The sequence below is a fragment of the Acidisoma sp. S159 genome (assembly GCF_009766125.1).
Classification (GTDB): Bacteria; Pseudomonadota; Alphaproteobacteria; order Acetobacterales; family Acetobacteraceae; genus Acidisoma.
This window is the reverse complement of sequence record NZ_LMUG01000079.1, coordinates 41,185-63,282: the sequence shown is the minus strand read 5'-3', so window position 1 is coordinate 63,282 and position 22,098 is coordinate 41,185. Positions and strand designations below refer to the sequence as shown.

Here is a 22,098-nt window from a genome sequence, read left to right as displayed (position 1 = left end):
TCAATCCAGCGCTTCTGCCAAAGAACCGTCGACGTCCAGCAGAGATGTGGATAGAAACTTCGGAATCAGGACACTAGGTCTTTCACCTAGTGTAGGATCCGATCTCCACAGCGAACCATGAACCGCTCGAAGGCAAGCTCGGCCGCCGCCAGTACGTCGGTCAACTCATCCTCCCAGTTCGCCACTCGCGCGGCCGGCTCAACTTTGTCGCTCTTCGCCTGCCTGTGACACGGACAGATGTTCATGTTCAGCCTCTCCCTTCTCGTGTTCGACCAAGCCCACTGATGCCAGTCGCAAGCTTCAGGTCGATGTCGCTCTAGCCGCAATCGGTTACGGCTGTAACCTTCATCCCAAACCGGCCCGACGGGCAGAGCTCCTCCGAGCATAGGAGCCATCCCGCGACGGTAGCGCGTCCCTCCATTGCAGCGGCGGAGGGACCACTGCTGCGGAAGCTGACTACCCCCTTAGCTCGGGCCGAAGTCTGTGTTCCCAGTGCGTGCTTCCCAGGTCGCTAGGTCCTTGAGCAGCGCCTCGCTGTGGCCACGAATGGCCGCCACGGCGTCGGCGCCGAGTTGCAGCCGCAGCGGCGTGTCCGGCGCATTGAGCGCGGCCTCAATCGCGGCGGCCGCCTTGCGCGGGTCGCCGCTCTGCGTGCCGTTCATCTCCCGCGCGAACAAGCGCGTGCCGCCGACGATATCTCCATACGCTGACATCACCGGCATGTGCCGCATGGCCTGACCGGCGAGACTGGTGCGGAACTGCCCCGGCTCAACGATCAGCACCTTTATGCCGAATGGCGCGACTTCCTGCGCCAGCGCCTCGCTGGCGCCTTCGATGGCGAACTTCGTTGCCGAATAAGCGCTGAAGCCGGCGAAGGACAATTGCCCACCCAGACTGGAGATGTTGACGATGGCGCCGCCGCGCTGTGCGCGCAGAGTCGGCAGCGCGGCGCGGGTCACGTGCATCGCTCCAAAGAAATTAGTCTCCATCAGGGCACGAAATTCGGCGTCCGGGGTTTCCTCGAAAGCACCTACCACGCCGTAACCCGCATTGTTGATGAGCACATCGATGCGCCCGAAACGTGCGACGGCCGCGATGATCGCCGCAGCCGCATCATCCGGGCGCGTCACATCGAGCGGGACAGCCATCACGCGATCCGGCGCCGAATTGGCGAGCGCCTCAAGGGTGGAAACCTGACGGGCGGTTGCTACGACGTTGTAGCCCTGCGCCAGGGCATGCTCGGCGAAGGCCCGGCCGAAGCCCGAGGAAGTGCCGGTGATAAACCAGGTCTTGGCGGTCATTGGCGGTCTCTCCTTCGCGACCCGGCGGGGGTGCACAGCGATCTTACGGCGGACGGGCTCGGTTACCAGCCGGTTTAAATCGAACAGCTACGTCGATATGCTGCATGAATGGATCGCGATCTGCTCAGCCATTTCCCGGTCGTCTTGGCGGTGGCGCAGCGCGGCGGATTTGCCTCAGCGGCGGCGGCGCTCGACATGAGCCCCTCGGCGGTGAGCCACGCCGTCAAGGCAGTGGAGGAAAGGCTGCGACAGCCGCTTTTCGTGCGCACGACCCGTAGCGTCGCGCTGACCGAGGCGGGGGCGGGTTTCATCGCCTCGATCGGCCCGGCCCTGGCGACGATCCAAGAGAGCGTCGAGCGCGTTCGATCGGCAAAAGGGCGGGTTGCGGGTGTTCTGCGGCTCAACGCTTCGCGCCTTGCGCTGCCGTTGGCAATCACGCCGGCGATCGTGGCGATGAGCGGGCCTTATCCGGATCTGACGATCGAGGTCACCCTGGATGAAGGCCTCGTCGATATCGTTGCTGCGGGATTCGATGCGGGGGTGCGGCTTGGCGAGATGATCGCGCAGGACATGGTCACGGTTCGCCTAACAGGGTCGTTCCAGGCGATCATGGTGGCGGCGCCCGCCTATCTGGCGACTCACGGCGTGCCGGGGTAGATCGCGGACCTCGCCGCACATAATTGCATCGGCTACCGGCTAGTTGCCTCCGACGCGGCCTACGCCTGGGACCTCCAGGATCGCGGCCGAGAGATTTCGGTTTCAGTGAGCAGCAGCGTGCGCGTGACGGATTCAGTCTATGCTCGCGAACTGGCGCTGCAGGGCGTGGGAATTGCCTATATCTTCGAACCTCTCGTCCGGCACGACCCGCGGGCGGGCCGGCTGCGATGTGTCCTGCCGGCCTGCGGCATCGAAGAGCCTGGTCTGTCTGTTCCTTTATTTTCCTCGATACGCCTCTGAGACGCCCAAGCTACGGGCGTTCATCGAAACGCTGCGCAAGACGATAAGGGTGCCGCGCTCGAACTAGCGCCCGGCGATTCCTGTCAGCACCGGCCGAACGCCGCGCAGAGACGGTCCGGCCTCCTCAATACCAGCGTAAGCCGCCTAAAGGCGCCTCTCCGGCATGAGCGAGGCCACCGACTTCACACTATCCGATGGCGTGCTTATAACATCACCACTATGACCCGGGTTGTGATATCCGGCGTCTTAGTGCTAAACACGATGCGCAATGATGGGAAGCGGCATCCCTTATTCCAGAGGCAGCCCCGGGCAGGCATGTGATGACTGACAGCGCGACCGTTCAACACTCCTCGGTCGAGGCCGAGGTGAACTACACGGCGCCCCTGCGCGAGCGTCCGAGGATCTATGCCTTCGATCCGCCGCCGGGCATCGCGAAATCCAACATTGTCGCCGAACCGCACCGCGTCGCCGTTCATGATGCGCGTCCGAATGCCAGGGCCTTCACGCTCGACGGCCAGGGTCTTGCGCTTATCAACCATGAGAGCGCCGCGAAAGATTTCGACGATGAAAAAGAAATGCGCCAAACCTATTACGCTGAAGCCGAGCAACTGCTGAAAGATGTCACCGGCGCTGACCGCGTTTTCATCTTCGACCATACGATCCGGCGTTACAAACCCGGCGTCTCCGATTGTACCGACGGACCGCGCCAACCCGCCACGCGGGTGCATGTGGACCACACCGCAAACTCAGCGCCGCAACGGGTGCGCGCCTTTCTGCCCCACGAGGCCGAAGAACTTCTGAAACACCGGGTTCAGATAATCAACCTCTGGCGGCCGATCAAGCATCCTGTATACGACGCTCCGCTCGCGATTTGCGACGCGACCACCGTCAGCCCGGACGACATTGTTCCCTCCGACCTCGTTTATCCGAAGCGTGTCGGCGAGACTTACAATGTACGCTTCGGCCCAAACCATTGCTGGTACTATGTTCCTCAGATGCAGCTTGACGAAGTCTTGCTTCTGAAATGCACGGACTCGCGGACGGACGTCGCCGCACGATTCACGCCTCATACCGCGTTCCTTGAGGAGAACGTGCCGGAGGCCGCGCCGCGCAGAGAGAGCATCGAGCTTCCAACACTCGTCTTTCATCAGCACTAGATGACAGCTTTCATCGGAATCTCTTGCTGCCGAAAGGAGTTCGAGCCTTCTGAGGCACTGGCCCATGCGGCGTCCGATACTTATGTGCAGGCCGTCTCTGATATTATTGGGGCCTTCCCTTTATTGATACCGGCCAACGGGGCGGGCGGTGATGTCGAGCGGCTGCTGGGCCTGTTCGACGGCATCATTCTGACCGGTAGCTACTCGAATATCGGGCCTGGGCACTACGGCGCGGAGCCGCATGATACCGAAACGCATGAGGACCCCCAACGCGACGGTGTGACCCTGCCGCTGATTCGTGCGGCGATTCAACATGCAGTTCCGATACTCGGAATTTGCCGAGGCTTCCAGGAGCTGAACGTTGCTTTGGGTGGAACCCTGCACCAGAGTCTGTGCTCCGTCGCCGGCAAGATGGATCACTGGACGCCGCTGCAATCGCTCGCGCTGCTGCGCAATGCTAAGACCCACAGCGTGCAGGTCACCCCAGGCGGCTGGCTGCATAGCCTGGCCGGAGCGAGCGAGATCTTGGTGAACTCGCACCACAACCAAGGGATAGAGCGGTTGGCGCCAAGCCTGCTTGCCGAGGCCGTCGCGAACGACGGCACGATCGAGGCTGCACGGGTCAGCGGCGCTCTCGGTTTCGCCGTGGGTGTGCAGTGGCATCCGGAATACGACATGTACACGGATGATGTGTCCCGTAGGATTTTCGAATCCTTCGGCTCCGCGGTGGCGGCTCATCGCGGCGTTAGAGCGGCCGGTTGTTAGGCAAGCTTCGCGCAAACTCCTGAATCATGCCGGCGTCTGACGCTTCGCAATCTTTCGGCAACGCGGCTTGGTGGCACACATTTGCCTACAGGCCTATTGGGACCGACAAGGCCATTTCGTCCTGAGTTGCACTCTTCTTGGCAGTGTTTTTATTGTTTGACTGTTGACTCTCGTGCTGAATGAGCTACCCCTCAAGCTTCTCGTGTGACACGCCGCGTCGCCTAACCGAATCGCGCAGCGGCGACAATGAGATATTGGTGAGGAGTTTAGTGATGCCCGATACCCATCTGGCGCCGGCCGCAGAGGCAATCGCCCGCGTGCATCTGCCGAGGCTCGGCGCGGAACCCGAAAACATTCGCGCGCTCATCGAACGGCATGCCGGCGAGAACTGGGTCAGGACGCTCGCTTTGAATCCCGATACCGCGAGACGGTTCGCCTCATATTTTGAGGATCTATTCCGCGTAAACGGTGCTCGCCTCCCCCTCCATGAACGTGAACTCATCGCTGTCGCCGTGTCAGCAACGAACGGGTGCGGCCTTTGCGAGATTCACCACACCATCGCTCTTGGCGAGGCACTCGGAGATGCGGTCCGCGCGCGGCGCATTGCGCTGGACCTGCATCTTGCGGTCTTGTCCCCCCGCGAACGGGCTCTGGTAGAGTTCGCTGTCAAAGTGACGAAGACGCCCAAACAGATCGATGAGTCCGTATTTCACAACCTGCGAGCGGCCGGGCTCGATGATGCGGACATCATTGAAGCGCTCGAGGTTAGCGCTTGGTTCAATCACACCAACCGCATCTTCATTGCGCTGGGCGTTCAACCAGACGAGAAGTACTTCTTCCGCGATGCGCAAGACGCGCAATAACGACTTTCGTCGATCGTTGACCGTATCGTGTGGACGCGAAGGCGAGTGGCTCTGGTGTGATCTTCGCGCCCGCAAAGAAAACGTTAGATAGAAAGGAGGCGTGCAGTGTCTCAATCAGTTGCCGTGCCAGAACTCTGGCCATTGGCCGCAAGCCCTCTCTCGCGCGCATCGGCGCTGAGATCGAAGGCGTGCGCCTTTCAGGTGAACTGCCTGACGCGACGATCGAGGGCATTCACGCAGCCCTCCTGCGCCACAAGGTTCTCTTTTTCCGACGTCACAATCATCTGACGGACGATCAGCAGGAAATCGTGTTGTGGTCATGCCCCCCATCCTGGGCGCGTCGCTGCGATTCTGCCTGTGACGACGGAGAGCGCACGGGATCGCTCCAACCCGGTCTTTATCCAGCTTCGTGATGAGATCCTGTCGCTACTGGGCGTCTCCGCGCACCAGTGACCCGCTCGCGCCACTGTCGGAGGCCGAGCCGGGACATGCCTTACCCAAAGTAGGCTATTCAGCCGCCGTCGCGATGGCCAGCGCGGCAGAGGCGAAGCGGTTCGCAGGCCGGCTTAGGACGAGATTTTCGCGCAGGGTCGTGCCTTCGTATTAGGTACGGAACCGCGGCCCTGCAACTCCGGAATAACCAACTCCACAAACTCCGCTAGCCCGCCAGGTAGGTGTGGGGGCATCACGTTGAAGCCATCCGCCGCATCCTGCGTGAACCATTCCTCAAGGTGATCGACGATCTGTGCCGGTGTGCCAAAGATATGCTTGGGGCCGCGCGCGCCAGCAGTGTGGAGGTTGGCGGGCGCGATCGACGCCGGCGGCCGCGAGGATCTGGCCATCTGCTATCACTATCAGCGTTCCGAGACGGACGTCGGTATCGCGATTGTCGCTGTGCTGATTGCCGTGGTCCGCGTTTTGCAATTTGTCGGGGATCGTATGGCAAAGGCGGTCGATCACATGCGCGGCCATTGCTGCAAGGCGCTACAGTTGATACGATAGCAATCAACGCGCGCATAGCGTGGTTACAAAAATCCGCCGTGGATCATGCGGCCAAAAGTAAGGATGCCTCATGCAAGGCTTACCGGTTCACTTTTTCCGTCGCCGGCTGTTGATGTCCCTTTTGCTGGGAGGGCTAACACTTGCCGGTGCCTCGCACGCCCGTGCCGCAGAACGAGGGGCAGTTCCCGCGGCGATCAAGAGCCGCGGGGCCCTTGTCATTGGTCTGGAAGGTACCTATCCGCCTTTCAACTATCAGGATGAGTCAGGCCAGTTGGTCGGATTCGAGGTCGATTTTGCTAAGGCGGTCGCCAAGCAGCTTGGCCTCACAACCGACTTCCGGCCGACGAAATGGGACGGTATCCTCGCCGCGCTTGCGTCCGGGCGTATTGATGTCGTGATCAATCAGGTCACGATCACGCCGGAACGTCAGAAGGTCTACGACTTCTCCGAGCCATATACGGTTTCCGGCATTCAAATCATCACCCGTCGCGGCGACGAGGCGAAATACGATGCGCCCGCGAAGCTTAAGGGCGTGCGCGTGGGCGTGGGGCTTGGCACCAATTATGAGCAGTGGCTGCGACAGAATGTGCCGGGCGCCGATATTCGTACCTATGATGACGACCCCACGAAGTATCAGGACCTGCGGGCCGGGCGGATCGATGCCGTGCTGAATGACCGTCTGGTCGCCGCTGATTTCATCAAGAAGTCCGGCGGTCCTTTTGTGGCCGCGGGCAAGCCTTTCGCGGCGCAGAGCGCCGGTATCGCGTTGCGCAAGGACGCCGAGTTCAAGGCAGCGCTCGACAATGCGATTGACCAGCTGCGCGCGGACGGAACGCTGAAGGCGATTTCGGTTAAATGGTTCGGCATCGACGTCACCCAGTGAACCGGCACCGAGCGGGCTGAACGCACGGAAATGATCGGCGCCGATCTGCAACTGGTCTGGGAGTCGGCGCCGTTTCTGCTACGCGGCGCGCTCTACACCATCGGACTCAGCGTTTCCAGCATGGCGCTGGGGCTCATCCTCGGTTTCGGGATCGCCTTGGCGCGGCTTTCCGGCATTCGTCCCTTGGTGTTGTTGGCACGGATCTATGTCTCCTTCATCCGTGGCACACCGCTTCTCGTGCAACTGTTCATTATATATTACGGCCTGCCTGAGATTGGCATACGCCTCGGCCCCATTCCGTCGGCGCTGATCGGCTTCACGCTCAGCGTCGCGGGATACAATTCCGAGATATTGCGTGGTGCCATTGCCGCGGTGGATCGCGGGCAATGGGAGGCTTCGGCGGTGATCGGAATGACCTGGACCCAGGCCATGCGTCGCGTCATCATGCCGCAAGCGGCGCGAACCGCGCTTCCACCTCTCGCCAATAGCTTCATCGCGCTTGTGAAGGACACGTCGCTTGCCGCGACCATTCAGGTGCCGGAACTGTTCCGGGAGGCGCAGCTTATCACAGCGCGCACCTTCGAAATATTTGCGATGTATATCGCGGCGGCGGTGATTTACTGGGTGCTGTCGAGCTTCCTTGCTATTGGTCAGCATGTGCTGGAGGCGCGAGTGAACCGCCATGTGGCGGTGCTGCGTGCCTGAGGCCGCGGCAATGATCGAAGTGCACGGACTCGCCAAGCGATTCAGCGGGATCGATGTGCTGCGCGGCATCGATCTGTCGGTGTCGCGCGGAGAGGTGGTTGCGATCATCGGCCCCTCGGGCTCCGGCAAGACCACATTGCTGCGCTGCCTCAACTGGCTGGAGGTGCCCAGTGCGGGCACCATCCGCATTGGTGCGACCGAAATCGATGCGGGTATCCAGGCGCCTCGGCAAAAAGCCAGGATCCGACAGCTTCGCCTTCGTGCGGCCTTCGTGTTTCAAAACTTCAATCTCTTTCCGCACATGACCGCGCTGGAGAATGTCATCGAGGGTCCCGTGGTGGTGAAGCGGGAGCGGCGAGACCAGGCACGGGCGAGGGGTCTCGCCTTGCTCGCGCGCGTCGGGCTGGCGGGGCGGGAGGATGTCTATCCGCAGCGCCTGTCGGGTGGCCAGCAGCAGCGCGTTGCGATCGCCCGGGCGCTGGCGATGGAGCCGGAGGTCATCCTCTTCGACGAACCGACCTCGGCGCTCGACCCCGAACTGGTGGGAGAAGTCTTGGCGGTCATTCGTGATCTGGCGCGCGAACAGCGTACCATGGTGATCGTGACACACGAGATGGGCTTTGCGCGCGACGTGGCGGATCGCACGATCTTCATCGATGGCGGTGTTATCGTGGAACAGGGGCCATCCGCGGCATTGTTTGCTGCCCCGCGGGAGGAGCGAACGCGGCGCTTTTTGAGGAAATTTCTTTCGTAGGGATTTTGCTTCGACCTTAGGTGGTCATCCAATCTGTCCAGAGCAGGATGTCCTTGGTTTGAACCATTCTCACGCCACCACGTCATGCTCGGCGAAGGCCGGGCATCCGCGTCTTGCTTGCGTAACGAAGGCAAGACGTGGATGGCACGCCTTCGCGTGCCATGACGGACGCTAAGGGCGCGGTTCAGAATTAGATCATCATTCGACTAATGCACCGCCGCATACATGATGCGTTCCTCGTCAACCTCCGCCGGTGAGAACTCCTCGACACACCGCCCCTGGCGGAAGACCAGGATGCGGTCAGAGAGGTTCATGATCTCCGGTAGGTACGAGGAAATGACGATCACAGCCAGACCCTCGTCGGCGAGGCCGCCGATCAGGGCGTGGATCTCGGCGATGGCGCCCACGTCCACGCCGCGTGTCGGTTCATCGAAGATGATGATGCGTGGCTTCTGCACCAGGCTTTTGCCGATCACCACCTTCTGCTGATTGCCGCCCGACAATTCCACTACCCGCTCATTGCTCTCGAGCGCCCGAATGTTGAGTGTCTTGCGCCAGGTTTCCGCAAGTCGCGCCATCTCCCGCATGCTGACCACGACCGACCGGTTGAGACCAGCCGCGAGATAGCCCGAATAGAGATTCTCGGCGATGGACTTGGTTTCAAAGAACCCTTCCAGTTTGCGGTCCTCGGTCACGTAGACAATCCCGTCCTGCATTGCCTGGCGAGGAACGCGGTACCGGATCGGCTGGCCGTCACGCTCGATCTCGCCGCCGCGTACGAAATCTCGCTTGTAGATGCCGGCGATGATCTTTGCTGTCTCGGTGCGGCCGGAGCCGATGAGGCCGAAAATGCCTGTTACCTGAGCGTAGAAGACAGAAAACGCGTTGTTGCGGACGATATTGCCCATCGACACGTCTTGCACGCTCAGCGCCTTGTCGCCGGCTCGGCGAAGGCCCGCGATATCATCCCGCTTGCGGTAGAGTTCCCCGGACAGCACCCGGCCCACCATGGCGGCGATGATGCTGTCGCGCGTGAAGCTCGGCGTCTCCCCTGTCGTGACCAAACCGCCGTCCCGCAGGATGGTAATGCGGTCCGAAATCCGCAGCGCTTCCTCCAAGGCGTGGCTGATGAAGACGATCGATACGCCTCGCGCTTTCAGCCGGCGCAGCAGGGCGAAGAAGTAGCGCTTTTCCTCTGGGGTTAGGGTTGCGGTCGGTTCATCGAAGATGATGACGCGGGCTCGTAGGCGCACAGCCCGCGCGATCTCCACCATCTGCCGTTTGGCGGCGCCGAGGGTGGAGACTAGCGCTCCGGGATCGACCGTGAAATTCAGGGATTGGAGGAATTGTTGCGCCGCCACCTGCACGCCGCGCAGCCGGGTGAGGAAGGGCTCGTCGCCGAGATAGAGGTTCTGCGCCACCGTCATGGACGGGACCAGGCTGGTTTCCTGGAACACCATCGCGATGCCGGCCGCCAGAGCCTCGGCTGGCGCGCGGAAAGCGACCGGCTCGCCCGCGAAGAGCATGGTGCCACCATCGGCTTCGACCGCGCCGGCCATGATCTTCGTCAGCGTCGATTTGCCGGCGCCGTTCTCGCCGACGAGGGCATGGATCTCGCCCTCCTCTAGTGTGAAATCGACATCCTTCAGGGCCACCGCGCCGCGATAGCTCTTGGCGATCTTTCGCATCTCGATGAGAGCGCTCATGGCAAAACCACCACCACATCGCCGCCCTGGGATGCCACAAGCAAACGGCCGTCATGTTCGACGAGGCCGGTCACGCCGTGGCGCTGGCCTCCGGCGCGGCTATGGGCGGAGGAAGTCGGCTGCCACCGTGGATCGAGCCGTACCACGAGACCGTAGGAGCGCGTCGGCGCCCAGGGCTTGTGCACACCCATGGAGCGCACGCCGCCGCATTGCAGCGGCTCCAGAAAATTTCGGCCGGAAGCGAGGGCGGGGGCGATCCAGTGGCGGGGATCAAGCTCGGCCATCATCGATTGCCGATAGTCATCCTCACGCAGCACGAACTCGATCAGCCGGTTGCGCGGTGCGGCAATGGCCAGCCAGCCGCCACCTGCCGCGGCCGGTGTCAGCCGCGCCGGATAGCCGGGCAGACCCGTGAGCAGCGGCTTTGCGGGTCCGCCGGAGAGAGGGACGGAAAGGAGCCGGTGGCGGCCGCATTCGGAGACGATGAGGTTGTCGACGTTCGCGGCCAGACCCCAGGGAAAGGCCAGCCCATCGGCCAGCCGTCGCGCCGCGCCGCCCGCCGCATCCAGCAGCCAGACCGCGCCGCTGCGGTCATGCCCCATGATGGAGCGCACCCAATCGGACGGCTTCAGTCCACGCGCGCCCTGCGCCACCGCCAGGCGATCTCGGTCGAGAAACAAAAGCGCCGTTGGGCAGTCCAGGCCAGCGGGTCGCGCGATCTCTGGTCCGCTGCCCGCCTGCCACAGGATGATACGGCCATCCTCCAGCCCCGCTGCAAAGCCGCCGCCGGGGCGAGCGGCGAGGCAAGCCACTCGAACGTCGAAACGCGCCACAGGCTGCGTCTCGCCGAGCGCCACTACCGTATCGCCGCTGGAGCAGAACACGCGTCCATCCACCACGATGAGGTCGTCGGGCGCGGTCAACCGCGCGATTGCTTCCGCGTCTTCCAGGAGAGTGTTTGGCCGGAAGGCGCCGTCGAGCGGTGGAATGGTGATGGCCCGGCCGCGCAGAATGTCGAGCAGGCTCATCGACCTTCGCCCCAATAGGATCGCATTCCGGTCCAGCTCGGATCGGCGCCCTCCAGCCTGTAGCGGCCGATGCGGTTGTTGAGGATACCGCCGACATAGAGCGCGCCTTTATGCTCGCGCATCGATGTCACCATCGGGTGGCTGTGCCCGCCGAGATTGCCCAGCACCTCGGTGATGGCACCGTTCTCGTCGAACTTCACCACGCCGCCGGTATTGATATTGGGGAACAGCCAATCATCCTGCGGCAGCCGACGCGTCATTCGCTTGCGCATCCCGGGCTTGCGGAGCGCCAGATCGTAGGAGGGCGTGCGCATGCCCAGCCAGGCCATCCAGTAGCCGCCATCGGAGGCCCGGTTGATATTGTCGGGATAGCCGGGCATCGCGGCGATGACGCAATCCAGGCGCCCGGCTTTGGGCCCGTCGAACCAATAGCGATGGACGCGGCAGGCCCAGGATTCGGCCAGGAACAGGCTTTGCCCGTCATGCGCCATGCAGACGCCGTTGAGATAGCTCATGCCGCGCAGGACAGTGCGGGTGCGGCCGTTGCGGGGGTCATATACCAGCAGGCGGCCGGTGGGCCGGCTCTCCACACTGTCCAAGGCCCAATCATGGGCGTCGTAGCGCGTGGTGGAATCGGTGAAGAAGATGCGGCCGTCGGGCGCAATGTCGCAGTCGTTCGGGTCGCGCAGCCGCGCATCATCCAGGATGGAGAATGGCGTGCGATTGGTCTCGGCCGAAAGCCGCGTCACCGTCCGGTCGCGCGCGACGGAATAGAGGCCCATGGCGCCGACGCAGACCGTCAGTGCTCCGGCCCGGTCGAAGGCAAGACCGAGCGGGAAACCGCCGGTATGGGCGAAGACCTCCCACTGCTTGTAATCCGGCGCGAGGAAGCGGACCACCTCGCCATTTCGGGTGCCGCAATAGAGGTTGTCGTCCTCGTCGAGGATGACGTCTTCCGGACCCTCGATCTCTCCCAAACCGATGAACTCGGTCTCCGCCAGCCGGTCATTCAGCGCGAAGGGCGAGCCTGAATCGGGCTCGGCCGAGGGGGTGGAGGGCAAAGCGGAATAGACCGGGGCGACATAGACCTTCGCCAGGACCTTCGAGCGGTTCTTCAGCCAGCGCACATCGAGGAACACGGCCAGGGCCAGAACCACGCCGAGCACCATCTGGTTGGTACCACTGGTAAAGCCGAGGCGGATAAGACCGTTGGTCAGGATCAGGACGATGACCGCACCCATCAGCCCCTTGGCGATGGAGCCTCGCCCGCCACCCAGGCTGTTGCCACCGACGACGCCCGCCGTCAGCGCCAGGATTTCGAGCCCGGCGCCCGTGCCGGGGCCAACGCCCGATAGCCGTGCGCCGATCAGAAAGCCGGCCAGACCGCTGCACAGGCCGGAGATCATGTAGGTCATGAACACCGTGCGCCGCACGGAGATGCCTGCATTAAAGGCGGAGCGCCGGGAGCCTCCGACCGCCAAAACATGCCAGCCGGGGCGGGAGCGGCTGATGAAGACATGGGCAAGGATCGCGACCAGCACGGCCACGATCAGGCTGATGGGGAAACCCGCCGCGCCCCCGTCTCCGATGAAGTCCCAGATTGGCGTCTGGACATCCGCAAGCTGCACCTGGGCCGAGAAGTTGACGACGAGGATGCTGTAGATCGCGTGCAGGATCGTGAAGGTGACGAGGGTGGTGAGAAAGGCGCGCAGCCGCAGGTAGCCGATCAGAACGCCATTGGCCGCGCCGACGATCGCGCCGGTCGCCAGGGCGGCCAGCAGCGCCAGCCAGATCGGACCGCCCATGATGTAGATGACGGCGACCGAGGCGAAGGCCGACAAGGCGAAGGTGGCGCCGACGCTGAGGTCGATCCCCCCGCCGAGCATGACAATCGTCAGGCCCATCACGACGATCGCGAATTCGCCCAGTTGCCGGGAGGCGTCGGCCAGGCTCGCCAGCGAGAAGAAGTCCGGGATGGCGGTGCCGACGCCGATCACGGTCGCCAGCAGAAACACCAAGGGAATCGCGTTGTCGGTCCAGCGCTTGGACAGCACTTCCCCGACCAAGTGATCGGGGAAGAGGCCGTAGCGCAGCCGGGCGAGACTTTCGGAGAGTTTCACGTGCGAGAAAGCCCAGGTGAGGCGAGCCGCCTGCTCACTTGCTCTTCGCGAAATCCTTCAGGTTCCAGCAGGTGCCGTTCTTGATGTCGGCCTTGGTGGTGATGTGCTCCGGCGTATAGAGCCAGGTCTTGACCGTGCCGGGCTTGATGCCGCTCTGCATCAGGAACTTGATCGTGGTGATGACATCGCGGGACTGGTTCGGCACGTCCGTCGCGACGAGGGCATCGATCACACCGGTATCGAGCAGGTTGCAATCCGCCTGCTCGCCACCGCCTGTGGTGGCGAGGGTGATCTTGCCTGTCTTGCCCGCGGCGCGGATGGCGGCGGCGGTGCCCTGGGCCGTCGCATCCCAATAGTCGATGATGCCGCAGACATTCGGATGCTGCTGGATCAGCGTCGTCGCGACTGAACGTGCGGTGCTCGCATCCCAGTTCGAGTCCGGCTGCGCGACGATCTTAAAGTCCGGGTGGTCCTTCAGAACGTTCTGGATGCCGGTATATTGGTCGAGGCTGGAGGAATTGGTCTGGTCGCCCTGGATCAGACCGATTTCCTTGGACGAGTTCGGGCCGCAGCCGTTGATGACGGCCTGCGCCTCAAGCTCACCGAGCTTGGTCCAGTTGCTGCCGACGAAGGCTTCGGTCGGATAATTGGTCGGGTTATCGACCTGGATCACATAGATGCCGGCTTCCTGCGCCCGGCGGAAAAGCTTAGAATAGCTCTGTAGATCTGGCGCCTGCACGATGATGACGGCGGGCTTGCTGTTGATGGCCTCGGTGATCGCCTGGGCACCGGCCTCAGTGTTCCAGTTGGGGTCCCGCACCTCGAACTTGCCGCCGGCAGCCTTGACCGCATCACCGACGTAATGGGCCCAGCCTTGGGCAAGATCCTCGCCAGTGGACATGGGCACCAGCACGACCGTCTTATCTTTGAGCGCCGCGTCATAGGTGGCGGGACCGGGATCGTTGCGGGCGAAGGCGGGGGCGGCGGCGAGGAAGCCAGCCGTGGCGAGCGCGAGGGCGGTCTTGGAGGCAGGCATTTTCTTGTTTTCCCTTTTGTCGTCGTGAGGATCAGATGTCGCCTTGCTGGTCGGTTTGTTCGTCGCGCGGGTTCAACACGCCGTCAACGATGAGGGCCGCAAGCAGGACAGTGGCTTTGATGAGGTTCTGGTAGAGGTCGCTGATATCCAGGATCGTCATGCCGTTGAGCAGGATGCCGATGAGCAGCGTACCCACGATGAGGTTGCGCACACCACCCTTGCCGCCCGAAAGGCCGATGCCGCCGATGACCACCACGAGAATGACGTCATACAGCAGCGAGGAATTGACGATGCGGGTATTCATCGAGTGGATGCCCGCCGCCATAATAAGCCCGGCGACGAAGGCGAGCAGTGCCGACACGACATATTGGAGCACGATCACCGGCCGGACCGGCAGGCCCGCATTGCGCGCCGCGTTCAGGTTGTCGCCGATCAAATAAATATAGCGACCGTATTTGCTGAAGCGCAGCCACAGGAAGGCCCCGACCAAGATGAACGCGAAGACCACCACCTCAACGGGTATGGAGGCCAGGCGCGCATTGCCAAAGGCCGTGAACAGGTCGTGGCCGGGCGGCAGGTAGATCACATCCTGGGTCAGGAACTGGGACCGTCCAAGGCCATAGACAAAGGTGCCGGTTGCGAGTGTCGCGAAGATCGCGGGCATTTCGGCATAGGCGGTGAGGACGCCATTGAGCGCCCCCACGGCGATGACGCCCACCAGAGCAAGCAGGAGCGCGATGCCGATCGGGTAGGATTGGCCGAGCAGGTTGAGAAAGACCGCCACCGATATCGCCAGGATTGCGACCAGCGACAGATCGATCCCCCGACCGATCACGACGATGCCCATGCCTACGGCGAGGATGCCGAGCAACGCCACGCTGCGCAGCAGTGCGATAATGTTTCCGGTTGTCAGGAAGCCGTGCAGAACGAAGGAGAAGGTCAGGAATAGAAGGATGGTGAGCAGAAAAACAGTGTCTTCCTGACGCCGGCGGCCAAGCAAAAGAAACCAGCCGGTCATGGCTAGCTGGCTGCGATCTCTAGTGAGTCGGGCATCATCGGTCGTCTCTCCAGGCACTTCACACAAGTCTTGTGTGTGATAGGAGTAAATCAACGATCAGGCAAGGCAGAACGCTCTACGCAACTGCGAGACGGCGAATGCAAGATGGCGCGGGGCAGCGCCGGTACCACGCTTTCAGCCGACGCTTTGCCAATGGCCAAATGCCGCGGCCGTGGAGCAGAACAGGGGAACGATACTGGGAGCTCTCACGCCAAGCGGCCAAGCAAGGCGCAAGCATCTCGTAAAGGACCGGGACAATAGAACCTCAGCCGCCGATCGTTCCTCTGCCAGCGAACCGGAGTTTGATCGAACCTACGCGCCCTCGGCCAATGCTTGGTTTTCACTAAATTGTTGCAGTGTGTAACAGCGGCGCAAAGAGGAAAGCCATCGCGCTCAATTTCTGCGTATAGTCTGAGTGGCCGCCCATCGTCTCAGGATGAGCTCTATGAGCGAAGAAGCAATTCTTGCGATCGACGATATTGTTCGTGGTGTTTCTACCACGGACGGTGCGCTTGTCGTGCTGACGCTACAGGCCGGTCTAAACCTCATCGACATTGCTTTTACAGCTCCGAAGGCTGCCGAACTGGTCGGCATTCTCGCTCGCGCTCTGGACCAGGCTGCCCAAAACCGAATGAGATAAAGGGGCCGCAACGCGCTTGCCAAGCGAATGCGTTGGGTTCTCGTAGGGCAACATGGGCAAACTGCTTGCCAATCTCTGTTTGCTCGCAGCGACCTTCCTGGTCGCGAGTACGTCCCCGGGATACGAAGCTGGAACAGCCGTGCCGCTTGCCGCGCATCGCGCCTTGTACCTTATGATCCTAGGTAACGTGGAAAATAGCGGAACGACCAGTGCCTCCGGTGCGATGGAATATGAGGTCATTGACGGCTGCGTCGGCTGGGCGGTCCAGCAGCGGATGGATGTGACAACGCCAGACCGCGACGGTGCCGAAACCCGTGCGGTATCGGACTACTCGACCTGGGAATCGAAGGATGGGCACGAGTTCCGTTTTCACATCGCGCAGACGGATGGCGACAAGATCGTGCGGCAACTTCACGCTAAAGGCTGCGCTTAGCCAGATTGAGGTGCTGCCGCGTCGTTGCTAGCAGGCTCGTTAGCGAAAACTAAGCCCTCGGTGTGAGCAGTCGCGGCCTTCCGCCCAGGCGCTGCCTGGCCGCTCCAATACAGGTTCGTATGCGCGATGACTTGCTTCGGCGAGGAAGCGCCCCATGCCGCGCGGTCCTCGATCTTGCGGGCGTCACGGATGAGCGTGACGTCGCACCCGCGGACGAATGCACCATGGAGCGTCGAGAGGATACATGCATCGGTCTGGGCGCCGACGACAACAAGTCGCCCGCTTTCGAGACTTGACAGGACGATCTCGAGGTCGGTGTCTTCAAAAGAGTCGCCGTAAGTCTTCTCGACAGGTGACTCCGTGTCGTGCGGAGCGAGTCCGGGAACGATGCGCCAATTCTCACTCCCCTTCGCGAGGTCCGTGCCGGAGTGCTGGACCCAGATAACGGGAACGTCTTCCCGACGACCCATCTCAGCGAGGGCGTCCGATGTTCGCCACGACCGCGTCACGGTCATAGGCATTCCAACGACGCCGTTCTGCATGTCGACTACAATTAGTGCGTTGTTGGGACGGATCTTGAGGGTCGGCATGACGCCTAGACCTTCAACATCAGTGGGCAGCGATCCGAAATTTTCGGCTGCGTCACCACAGCGAAATCCAAAACCTCGACGTGTTTGTTGGCAAGCATGTAGTCCGCAAATCCTCCCGGCTTCGCGTAGTGCGAAGTGCGCGTGCCAGCGAATCCTCAGGTCGTTACAAATCCATTAGACCTATCTTCGCCAGTATCGTGAAGGATCGGGAAGGGCTGCAGCAACGTGGCGGAAGAAGTTCGCTCGCGTGGCAGGACGTGGTCTTTGTCTCGATAGGTCAGCCAGTCCTTGTCCGTCTCGGGCGTGTGGACGACTTCTTGAAGGCACAGAACATCGGGAGATGCTGATGTTAGGTAGGACGTCAGAGAGTCCTGCAGTTTGCCGCCCCAGCCATTGAGGCACATGATCTTCATCGTGCCGGATAAAGCTCTGGATCATCTGCGTGCCAAACGCAGTGTGGGGTTGGGGTTCGCACAAGAAACTCACTGCCGACACCGCATGTCGGCAGGAGGATCTCACCGTCCTGTTCTACGACAATGCCGTCAGGCGTCAAAGTCGGTCGCGATGGCCTCGGTTTCCCAGGCTTCCATGTCCTTCGTCAGGTTCGCGATCTTGGTCCGGGCTAAATGATAGGCGCGGGGGCCCAACGGCAGGTGAAGCGGCGGATCCTTAGCGTCGATGGCATGGAGGATCACCTTGATCGCCTTGTCGGGGTCTCCGACCTGCTTGCCATCGTTGCCCGGTCGAGAGGCGCGAACTTTACCCGCGGTTTCGCTGTAAGCAGCAATCTCGTGCTTGGCGACTGACATCGATCGTCCGAGGAACTCCGTCCGGAACGGGCCGGGTTCGACAATGATGACGGCGATCCCGAAAGGGGCAACCTCTCCGGCCAAAGCCTCAGAAAGGCCCTCAACCGCGAATTTGGTACCATTGTAATAGCCATAACCAGGCGCGCCGAGGAGGCCAGCTCCCGAAGACAAATTGACGATCCGGCCGCCGCGGCTCTTCCGAAGAGCAGGGAGCGCCGCCCGCGTCGTCTCGATCAGGCCGAAAACATTGGTCTCGTACATCGGGCGATATTCGTCGGGCGTGGCTTCCTCTACCGCGCCGATGAAGCCATATCCCGCGTTATTCACGAGTATGTCGAGCTGCCCGAACGCGTCTTGCGCCAAGGCAACGGCCTTCGCCGCATCGCCTGCTTTGGCGACATCCAATGCGACGGCGCGCGCCGTCTTCGGATATTGGGCCACAAATTTCGAAAGCGTGCCGGGGTCGCGAGCGCTGACCACAACATTGTCACCGCGTGCCAGCGCCGCGTGCGCCAGGAGTTTTCCAAATCCGCCGGAGCAACCGGTAATGAGCCAAGTCTTCGTCATCTGTATCTCCTTAATTCCCGGACGGTGCCGGTGGGACGCGGCAGCGCAGGATAGCCATCATATGCCCCTCACTGTTGATGCGACAATGACACGCGGGTCCTCAGGCGCCTGCGGATAGAGGCGGGCAGCGCGGTTATCGGCACAAATCGACTCATGGTTGCTGAGCCGCTTCTCCACAGACGATCCGGTCAGCGAAATTGGCAATGCGTCCCGCACTCAGCTCCTAGATGTGGCGAGCGGCGCGTGGGACCATGACCTGCTCGCGCTTTTCGGGTATCCGCGAGACCGCGCCGCCTGGGGTGCCGAGACCGACAGGCTGTCGCCAGGCGAAAGGCGTGGTCGCTGTGGCCGGGGGTCAACGGAAGGTTGCGGGGTTGCTCGGCGCGATGCGCGGGAAGCTCATTAATGTTTTGGTGACAGATCAATTCACGGCTGCCCGGCTCGACGCTACCCAAGACAATAAACCTCATCGGAATAGACGCGGCGATCACCTTTTGGCTCGCGCGTGATGGCGCGGCCGTGGTTGTCGCCGCGAATGAACCTTCCGTCGAGGCAGTCGCGGAAACCATTCGCGGCGCGCGCGGGCGGGCAGGCATCGTCCATCGTCGCTGATGTCACGGATATCGCGGATGTCACGGAGATCTTCGATCTTGCCGAAAGGGACTCCGGTCGCGTTGATATGTCCGTCCAGAACGCGCGCGTCATCACGATCGCTCGGATAGGACGATCTACCCGAGGAGGATTGGGACAAGGTCAAGGCGGTGAGCACCAAGGGGTGTTCCTTTGCGGTCAGGTGGCAATCGCGCGCATTCGCAAGCACGGCGACGGCGGCCGCCTGATCAATACGGCATCGGATCAGGCGCGGCAGGGCTTCATATTCACACCGCACTATGCCGCCAGCAAGTTCGGTGTCATCGGCATCACGCAAAGCCTCACTAGGGAAGTCGCGAAAAAGGGCATCACGGTCAACGCCTTTTGTCCGGGGATCATCGAGACTGATATGTGGGCCTATAACGACCGAGCCTGGGGCAAGCTGCTGGCAAACTACGGGCCGGGCGAGCTGATGGCGGAATGGGTGAAGAATGTTCCGATGGGACGAGCCGGAGGGGCGAAGACGTCGCTGGGCTTGTTGCGTTTCTGGCCGGACCGGACTCCGCTTATATCACGGGCCAAACGATCAACGTCGATGGGGGTTGATCATGTCCTGAGAGATTGTTGCAGAATTTCATTGAATGTCTTGAGCTTGTCGCCTCCGGGCCACGCTATGTTGACAGCATTCCGGCCCATCCTTAGCGTGAGATCACTGATAACCAGCGCGATTTCGCGAGAGGTGTGGCCGTTCTATCTTGCCGCGGTAGACGGGAGGGGATGAGCGCGCGAGAGGGAGGCCGCCAGCAATGCCGGGACGGGAACCGTGAGCGGGCGAGTGCTTGTCTTTGTGGGGTCGCTGACCCGAAATACGCCTTTCTTCGGCCCGGCGCGCGGTGACGGCATCCATGTATTCGTCTTCGACGGAGATAAAGGCGCACTTCAGCCTTTGAGCGTGACAACGGGCGCGGACAATCCGAACTATATCGCGTTTGATCCCGAGCAGAACGTCCTCTACGCGGCGAGCGAAGTCTTCGAGTGGCATGAGGGTATCGTAACCAGCTACGCGCTTGATCCGCTGTCGGGTGGGCTGACCTATATCAACAAGCAGCCGACGCTCGGCCATCTCTCGGCCTTCGTCTCGCTGGATCGGCGCCGGCGCCACCTCCTTGTCTCGAATTACAGCATGCAGCCAGCGGCAACGAGACCGGGCAAGGCGCTGGTGGTTCTCCCGCTCGATGCCGGCACGATCAAGCCAGCGAGCGACAGCGTGGTGCGCGCCGGAACCGGCCCGAATGCCGAGCGGCAGGAGCGATCGCACGCGCATTGTCTGGTCGAAACACCGGAGGGGCGGCTGGTCGCCGCGGATCTCGGAACCGACGAGGTCGCCTTCTACAATTTTGATGCCGAGGCCGGCCGCATGAGCGAGGAGCCAGTGGAAGTCATCGCCATGCCACCCGGTTCCGGACCACGCCATCTCGTCTGCTCGAAAGACGGCGCGCGAATCTATGTTCTCAACGAGATGGCTCAAACCGTGACGTTGTTGACTAGACCCGGTGAGGGCAGGTCTTACGAGATCGCGCAGAGTGTCTCGACCTTGCCGGAAGGGGCTGACACCAGCGGCACATCGGCCGGGATTGTGCTTTCTCCCGATGGACGTTTCCTCTTTGCGAGCAATCGCGGCCATGACAGCATCATGGCGTTTCGCATCGACCCCGGCAGCGGGCGGCTAACCCAGATTGGTGCTTGCGCAAGTGGTGGCCGCACGCCGCGAACATTCGCCATTGATCCGTCGGGCGGCTTCCTCATCGTCGCCAATCAGGAAGGCCACAACCTCACGATTCTCCAGATCGACCAGGCGACCGGCGCGCTCGCCGACAATCAAACTTCCATCGAGCTGAGTTCGCCCATGTGCGTCTCCGTCGCGCTGCTGCCCTAGTGAACGGCGGTTCGTCGGCCAGCGACGAGGACTGTGAACGAAAAAACAAATAAGAAAGAGGAGTAACGACCATGCGTTTGCGCCAAACTCTCAAAACCGCCGCCGCCTCACTTAGCACCGTGGCTTTCGTTGCCGCGACGAGCCTGGCGCCGATCTCGCCGGCCTTCGCGGCCGATTCAGCCAACAGCAAGCCGAAAGGCTGGACCGATGCGTCGGTCGATTGCAAGGCGATCGGTCTTGCAAAGCCGCCGCCCTGGACCATCGGCGTGTCCAACTATGGCCTGACCAACTCCTGGCGCGTCCAGATGATCGCCGAACTCAAGGCGGCGGCGGCGAAGGACAGTCGCATTAAAGGTCTCGTGATCACCAATGCGGACGGCAATATCGCCAAGCAGGTCTCGGATATCGAGGATCTGCTCACGCGCAATGTTGACGGGCTGCTCATCACGCCCCTGACGCCGGACGGTTTGAACGGACCGCTTCAGGATGCGACCGACGATAAGGTGCCGACAGTCCTCTTCAACGATCGTGTTAACAGCAACAAATTCACCGGCATTGTTTGGGCCGATGAATACAAGTTCGGTGCGATCGGCGGCGCGTGGCTGAAAGAAAAGCTGAACGGCAAGGGCCAGATTGTCATGCTGGATGGCATCCCTGGAACGGCCGTGAACGATCTACGCTCACAAGGGGCGATCGACGCCATGGGACCGGGCATCAAGGTTCTCGCCCGTCAGCCCGGGGCTTGGGCTTACGACAAGGGCAAGGCGGCGATGGAGGATCTGATCTCCGCCTATCCGAAGATCGATGGCGTCTATTCGCAGGGCGGCGCGATGTCCCAGGGCGCGATCGACGCGCTGCTGGCGGCGAAGCGCCCGCTCGTGCCGATGCCGGGTGAGGGGTATAATGGGTTCCTCAAGACCTGGTCGGACAACAAGTCGAAAGGCTTCTCAGCCATAGCGCCGGACGATCCCACCTGGCAGAGCAGCGCGGCGCTCGGGCTGCTGACGCAATGCCTCGCGGGCGGCACGATCCAGAAGTGGAAGGAATTGCCGATCCCGACCATCACCGATGCGAATGTCGACCAATATGTCCGGAAGGATTGCCCGGACGACGTCTGGGCCAATACGAAGATGACGCATGACGAAGTCACCAAACTCTACAAATGCGGCAGCTAGGCTTTCAGCAGCCGACCGGCTTC

General features: G+C 61.9%; 22 protein-coding genes and 3 pseudogenes. 16 read left to right on the top strand and 9 right to left on the bottom strand.

Annotated features, from left to right (window positions below; all coding sequences use genetic code 11):
- Positions 1 to 464: 464 nt before the first annotated feature.
- Complete coding sequence (locus tag GSQ92_RS26365; protein WP_158803460.1) at positions 465 to 1,301, bottom strand: oxidoreductase; 837 nt, start codon at positions 1,299 to 1,301, stop codon at positions 465 to 467.
- Positions 1,302 to 1,409: 108 nt separating this feature from the next.
- On the opposite strand from GSQ92_RS26365, the pseudogene GSQ92_RS31230 reads away from it, so the two are divergent.
- The 9 genes and pseudogenes from GSQ92_RS31230 to tcyN all read left to right on the top strand — a co-directional run bounded on the left by GSQ92_RS31230 (position 1,410) and on the right by tcyN (position 8,387).
- Positions 1,410 to 2,258 (top strand): annotated as a pseudogene (locus GSQ92_RS31230) (LysR family transcriptional regulator).
- 365 nt (positions 2,259 to 2,623) lie between these two features.
- Positions 2,624 to 3,415, top strand: a complete 792-nt coding sequence (locus GSQ92_RS26355; protein ID WP_216856982.1) for a CmcJ/NvfI family oxidoreductase — start codon at positions 2,624 to 2,626, stop codon at positions 3,413 to 3,415.
- Entirely contained in the window at positions 3,416 to 4,180 is a 765-nt protein-coding gene (locus tag GSQ92_RS26350; protein ID WP_159014555.1) for a gamma-glutamyl-gamma-aminobutyrate hydrolase family protein, read from the top strand.
- 272 nt (positions 4,181 to 4,452) lie between these two features.
- A complete protein-coding gene (locus GSQ92_RS26345) occupies positions 4,453 to 5,043 on the top strand; it encodes a peroxidase-related enzyme (protein WP_159014554.1) in 591 nt (196 codons plus the stop codon).
- A 56-nt stretch (positions 5,044 to 5,099) separates the two neighbouring features.
- Positions 5,100 to 5,456, top strand: a complete 357-nt coding sequence (locus GSQ92_RS30495; protein WP_216856981.1) for a hypothetical protein — start codon at positions 5,100 to 5,102, stop codon at positions 5,454 to 5,456.
- A gap of 385 nt (positions 5,457 to 5,841) precedes the next feature.
- Complete coding sequence (locus tag GSQ92_RS26340) at positions 5,842 to 6,045, top strand: hypothetical protein (protein ID WP_158803464.1); 204 nt, start codon at positions 5,842 to 5,844, stop codon at positions 6,043 to 6,045.
- 70 nt (positions 6,046 to 6,115) lie between these two features.
- Positions 6,116 to 6,928, top strand: a complete 813-nt coding sequence (gene tcyJ, locus GSQ92_RS26335) for a cystine ABC transporter substrate-binding protein (RefSeq protein ID WP_158803465.1) — start codon at positions 6,116 to 6,118, stop codon at positions 6,926 to 6,928.
- A gap of 30 nt (positions 6,929 to 6,958) precedes the next feature.
- Entirely contained in the window at positions 6,959 to 7,633 is a 675-nt protein-coding gene (tcyL, locus tag GSQ92_RS26330) for a cystine ABC transporter permease (RefSeq protein ID WP_158803466.1), read from the top strand.
- 10 nt (positions 7,634 to 7,643) lie between these two features.
- The gene (gene tcyN, locus GSQ92_RS26325; protein ID WP_158803467.1) at positions 7,644 to 8,387 is read left to right on the top strand and encodes an L-cystine ABC transporter ATP-binding protein TcyN; all 744 of its coding nucleotides are present in this window, start codon (positions 7,644 to 7,646) and stop codon (positions 8,385 to 8,387) included.
- Between the two features lie 206 nt (positions 8,388 to 8,593).
- On the opposite strand, the gene GSQ92_RS26320 is transcribed toward tcyN, so the two are convergent.
- Genes GSQ92_RS26320 through GSQ92_RS26300 form a run of 5 tightly spaced genes read right to left on the bottom strand, consistent with a single transcriptional unit; the run spans position 8,594 to position 15,295 of the window.
- The gene (locus GSQ92_RS26320; protein WP_159014553.1) at positions 8,594 to 10,093 is read right to left on the bottom strand and encodes a sugar ABC transporter ATP-binding protein; all 1,500 of its coding nucleotides are present in this window, start codon (positions 10,091 to 10,093) and stop codon (positions 8,594 to 8,596) included.
- Entirely contained in the window at positions 10,090 to 11,121 is a 1,032-nt protein-coding gene (locus tag GSQ92_RS26315) for a hypothetical protein (protein WP_159014552.1), read from the bottom strand. Before GSQ92_RS26315 ends, GSQ92_RS26320 begins: the two co-directional genes overlap by 4 nt.
- Entirely contained in the window at positions 11,118 to 13,241 is a 2,124-nt protein-coding gene (locus GSQ92_RS26310) for an ABC transporter permease subunit (RefSeq protein WP_159014551.1), read from the bottom strand. The genes GSQ92_RS26315 and GSQ92_RS26310 overlap by 4 nt, the downstream gene beginning before the upstream one ends.
- Positions 13,242 to 13,275: 34 nt before the next feature.
- Positions 13,276 to 14,277 (bottom strand): sugar ABC transporter substrate-binding protein, encoded by a 1,002-nt coding sequence (locus GSQ92_RS26305; RefSeq protein WP_158803471.1) that lies wholly within the window; start codon positions 14,275 to 14,277, stop codon positions 13,276 to 13,278.
- 31 nt (positions 14,278 to 14,308) lie between these two features.
- Positions 14,309 to 15,295 carry an ABC transporter permease gene (locus GSQ92_RS26300; RefSeq protein ID WP_158803472.1) on the bottom strand — a complete coding sequence of 329 codons (987 nt, stop codon included), beginning with the start codon at positions 15,293 to 15,295 and terminating at the stop codon, positions 14,309 to 14,311.
- Positions 15,296 to 15,779: 484 nt separating this feature from the next.
- Here GSQ92_RS26300 and GSQ92_RS26295 point away from each other — a divergent pair, with 484 nt between their 5' ends.
- Together GSQ92_RS26295 and GSQ92_RS26290 are read left to right on the top strand one after the other, a co-directional pair.
- A complete protein-coding gene (locus GSQ92_RS26295; RefSeq protein WP_158803473.1) occupies positions 15,780 to 15,974 on the top strand; it encodes a hypothetical protein in 195 nt (64 codons plus the stop codon).
- 52 nt (positions 15,975 to 16,026) lie between these two features.
- Positions 16,027 to 16,407, top strand: a complete 381-nt coding sequence (locus GSQ92_RS26290; protein WP_158803474.1) for an EipB family protein — start codon at positions 16,027 to 16,029, stop codon at positions 16,405 to 16,407.
- On the opposite strand, the gene GSQ92_RS26285 is transcribed toward GSQ92_RS26290, so the two are convergent.
- A complete protein-coding gene (locus GSQ92_RS26285; RefSeq protein ID WP_159014550.1) occupies positions 16,404 to 16,997 on the bottom strand; it encodes an isochorismatase family protein in 594 nt (197 codons plus the stop codon). The two genes, GSQ92_RS26290 and GSQ92_RS26285, sit on opposite strands and share 4 nt — an antisense overlap.
- Before the next feature lie 542 nt (positions 16,998 to 17,539).
- On the bottom strand, positions 17,540 to 18,373 hold the full coding sequence (locus GSQ92_RS26280) for an oxidoreductase (RefSeq protein WP_159014549.1): 834 nt from the start codon (positions 18,371 to 18,373) through the stop codon (positions 17,540 to 17,542).
- A gap of 136 nt (positions 18,374 to 18,509) precedes the next feature.
- Between GSQ92_RS26280 and GSQ92_RS31960 the strand changes: the two are divergent.
- Positions 18,510 to 18,647 (top strand): annotated as a pseudogene (locus GSQ92_RS31960) (hypothetical protein); the annotation flags it as partial.
- On the top strand, positions 18,601 to 18,882 hold the full coding sequence (locus GSQ92_RS31955) for a sugar-binding domain-containing protein (RefSeq protein WP_159014547.1): 282 nt from the start codon (positions 18,601 to 18,603) through the stop codon (positions 18,880 to 18,882). The pseudogene GSQ92_RS31960 and the gene GSQ92_RS31955, both read left to right, overlap by 47 nt.
- Here the strand turns inward: GSQ92_RS31955 and GSQ92_RS31225 are convergent.
- Complete coding sequence (locus GSQ92_RS31225; RefSeq protein WP_254066706.1) at positions 18,821 to 19,009, bottom strand: hypothetical protein; 189 nt, start codon at positions 19,007 to 19,009, stop codon at positions 18,821 to 18,823. The two genes, GSQ92_RS31955 and GSQ92_RS31225, sit on opposite strands and share 62 nt — an antisense overlap.
- Between GSQ92_RS31225 and GSQ92_RS31220 the strand changes: the two are divergent.
- The 3 genes and pseudogenes from GSQ92_RS31220 (at position 18,975) to GSQ92_RS26255 (ending at position 22,075) form a co-directional block, all read left to right on the top strand.
- Positions 18,975 to 19,570 (top strand): annotated as a pseudogene (locus GSQ92_RS31220) (SDR family oxidoreductase). The gene GSQ92_RS31225 and the pseudogene GSQ92_RS31220 overlap by 35 nt on opposite strands.
- 217 nt (positions 19,571 to 19,787) lie before the next feature.
- On the top strand, positions 19,788 to 20,900 hold the full coding sequence (locus GSQ92_RS26260; protein ID WP_158803477.1) for a lactonase family protein: 1,113 nt from the start codon (positions 19,788 to 19,790) through the stop codon (positions 20,898 to 20,900).
- 71 nt (positions 20,901 to 20,971) lie between these two features.
- Positions 20,972 to 22,075, top strand: coding sequence for an ABC transporter substrate-binding protein (locus GSQ92_RS26255; RefSeq protein ID WP_158803478.1), 1,104 nt, complete (start codon positions 20,972 to 20,974; stop codon positions 22,073 to 22,075).
- Positions 22,076 to 22,098: the final 23 nt, after the last annotated feature.

Bases quoted from the DNA above. Each gene is read 5' to 3' on its own strand.
- GSQ92_RS26365 (WP_158803460.1), bottom strand. From the start codon at position 1,301: ATGACCGCCAAGACCTGGTTTATCACCGGCACTTCCTCGGGCTTCGGC.
- GSQ92_RS26350 (WP_159014555.1), top strand. From the start codon at position 3,416: ATGACAGCTTTCATCGGAATCTCTTGCTGCCGAAAGGAGTTCGAGCCT.
- GSQ92_RS26345 (WP_159014554.1), top strand. From the start codon at position 4,453: ATGCCCGATACCCATCTGGCGCCGGCCGCAGAGGCAATCGCCCGCGTG.
- tcyJ (WP_158803465.1), top strand. From the start codon at position 6,116: ATGCAAGGCTTACCGGTTCACTTTTTCCGTCGCCGGCTGTTGATGTCC.
- tcyL (WP_158803466.1), top strand. From the start codon at position 6,959: ATGATCGGCGCCGATCTGCAACTGGTCTGGGAGTCGGCGCCGTTTCTG.
- tcyN (WP_158803467.1), top strand. From the start codon at position 7,644: ATGATCGAAGTGCACGGACTCGCCAAGCGATTCAGCGGGATCGATGTG.
- GSQ92_RS26320 (WP_159014553.1), bottom strand. From the start codon at position 10,093: ATGAGCGCTCTCATCGAGATGCGAAAGATCGCCAAGAGCTATCGCGGC.
- GSQ92_RS26315 (WP_159014552.1), bottom strand. From the start codon at position 11,121: ATGAGCCTGCTCGACATTCTGCGCGGCCGGGCCATCACCATTCCACCG.
- GSQ92_RS26305 (WP_158803471.1), bottom strand. From the start codon at position 14,277: ATGCCTGCCTCCAAGACCGCCCTCGCGCTCGCCACGGCTGGCTTCCTC.
- GSQ92_RS26300 (WP_158803472.1), bottom strand. From the start codon at position 15,295: ATGACCGGCTGGTTTCTTTTGCTTGGCCGCCGGCGTCAGGAAGACACT.
- GSQ92_RS26295 (WP_158803473.1), top strand. From the start codon at position 15,780: ATGAGCGAAGAAGCAATTCTTGCGATCGACGATATTGTTCGTGGTGTT.
- GSQ92_RS26290 (WP_158803474.1), top strand. From the start codon at position 16,027: ATGGGCAAACTGCTTGCCAATCTCTGTTTGCTCGCAGCGACCTTCCTG.
- GSQ92_RS26285 (WP_159014550.1), bottom strand. From the start codon at position 16,997: ATGCCGACCCTCAAGATCCGTCCCAACAACGCACTAATTGTAGTCGAC.
- GSQ92_RS26280 (WP_159014549.1), bottom strand. From the start codon at position 18,373: ATGACGAAGACTTGGCTCATTACCGGTTGCTCCGGCGGATTTGGAAAA.
- GSQ92_RS31955 (WP_159014547.1), top strand. From the start codon at position 18,601: ATGTGGCGAGCGGCGCGTGGGACCATGACCTGCTCGCGCTTTTCGGGT.
- GSQ92_RS26255 (WP_158803478.1), top strand. From the start codon at position 20,972: ATGCGTTTGCGCCAAACTCTCAAAACCGCCGCCGCCTCACTTAGCACC.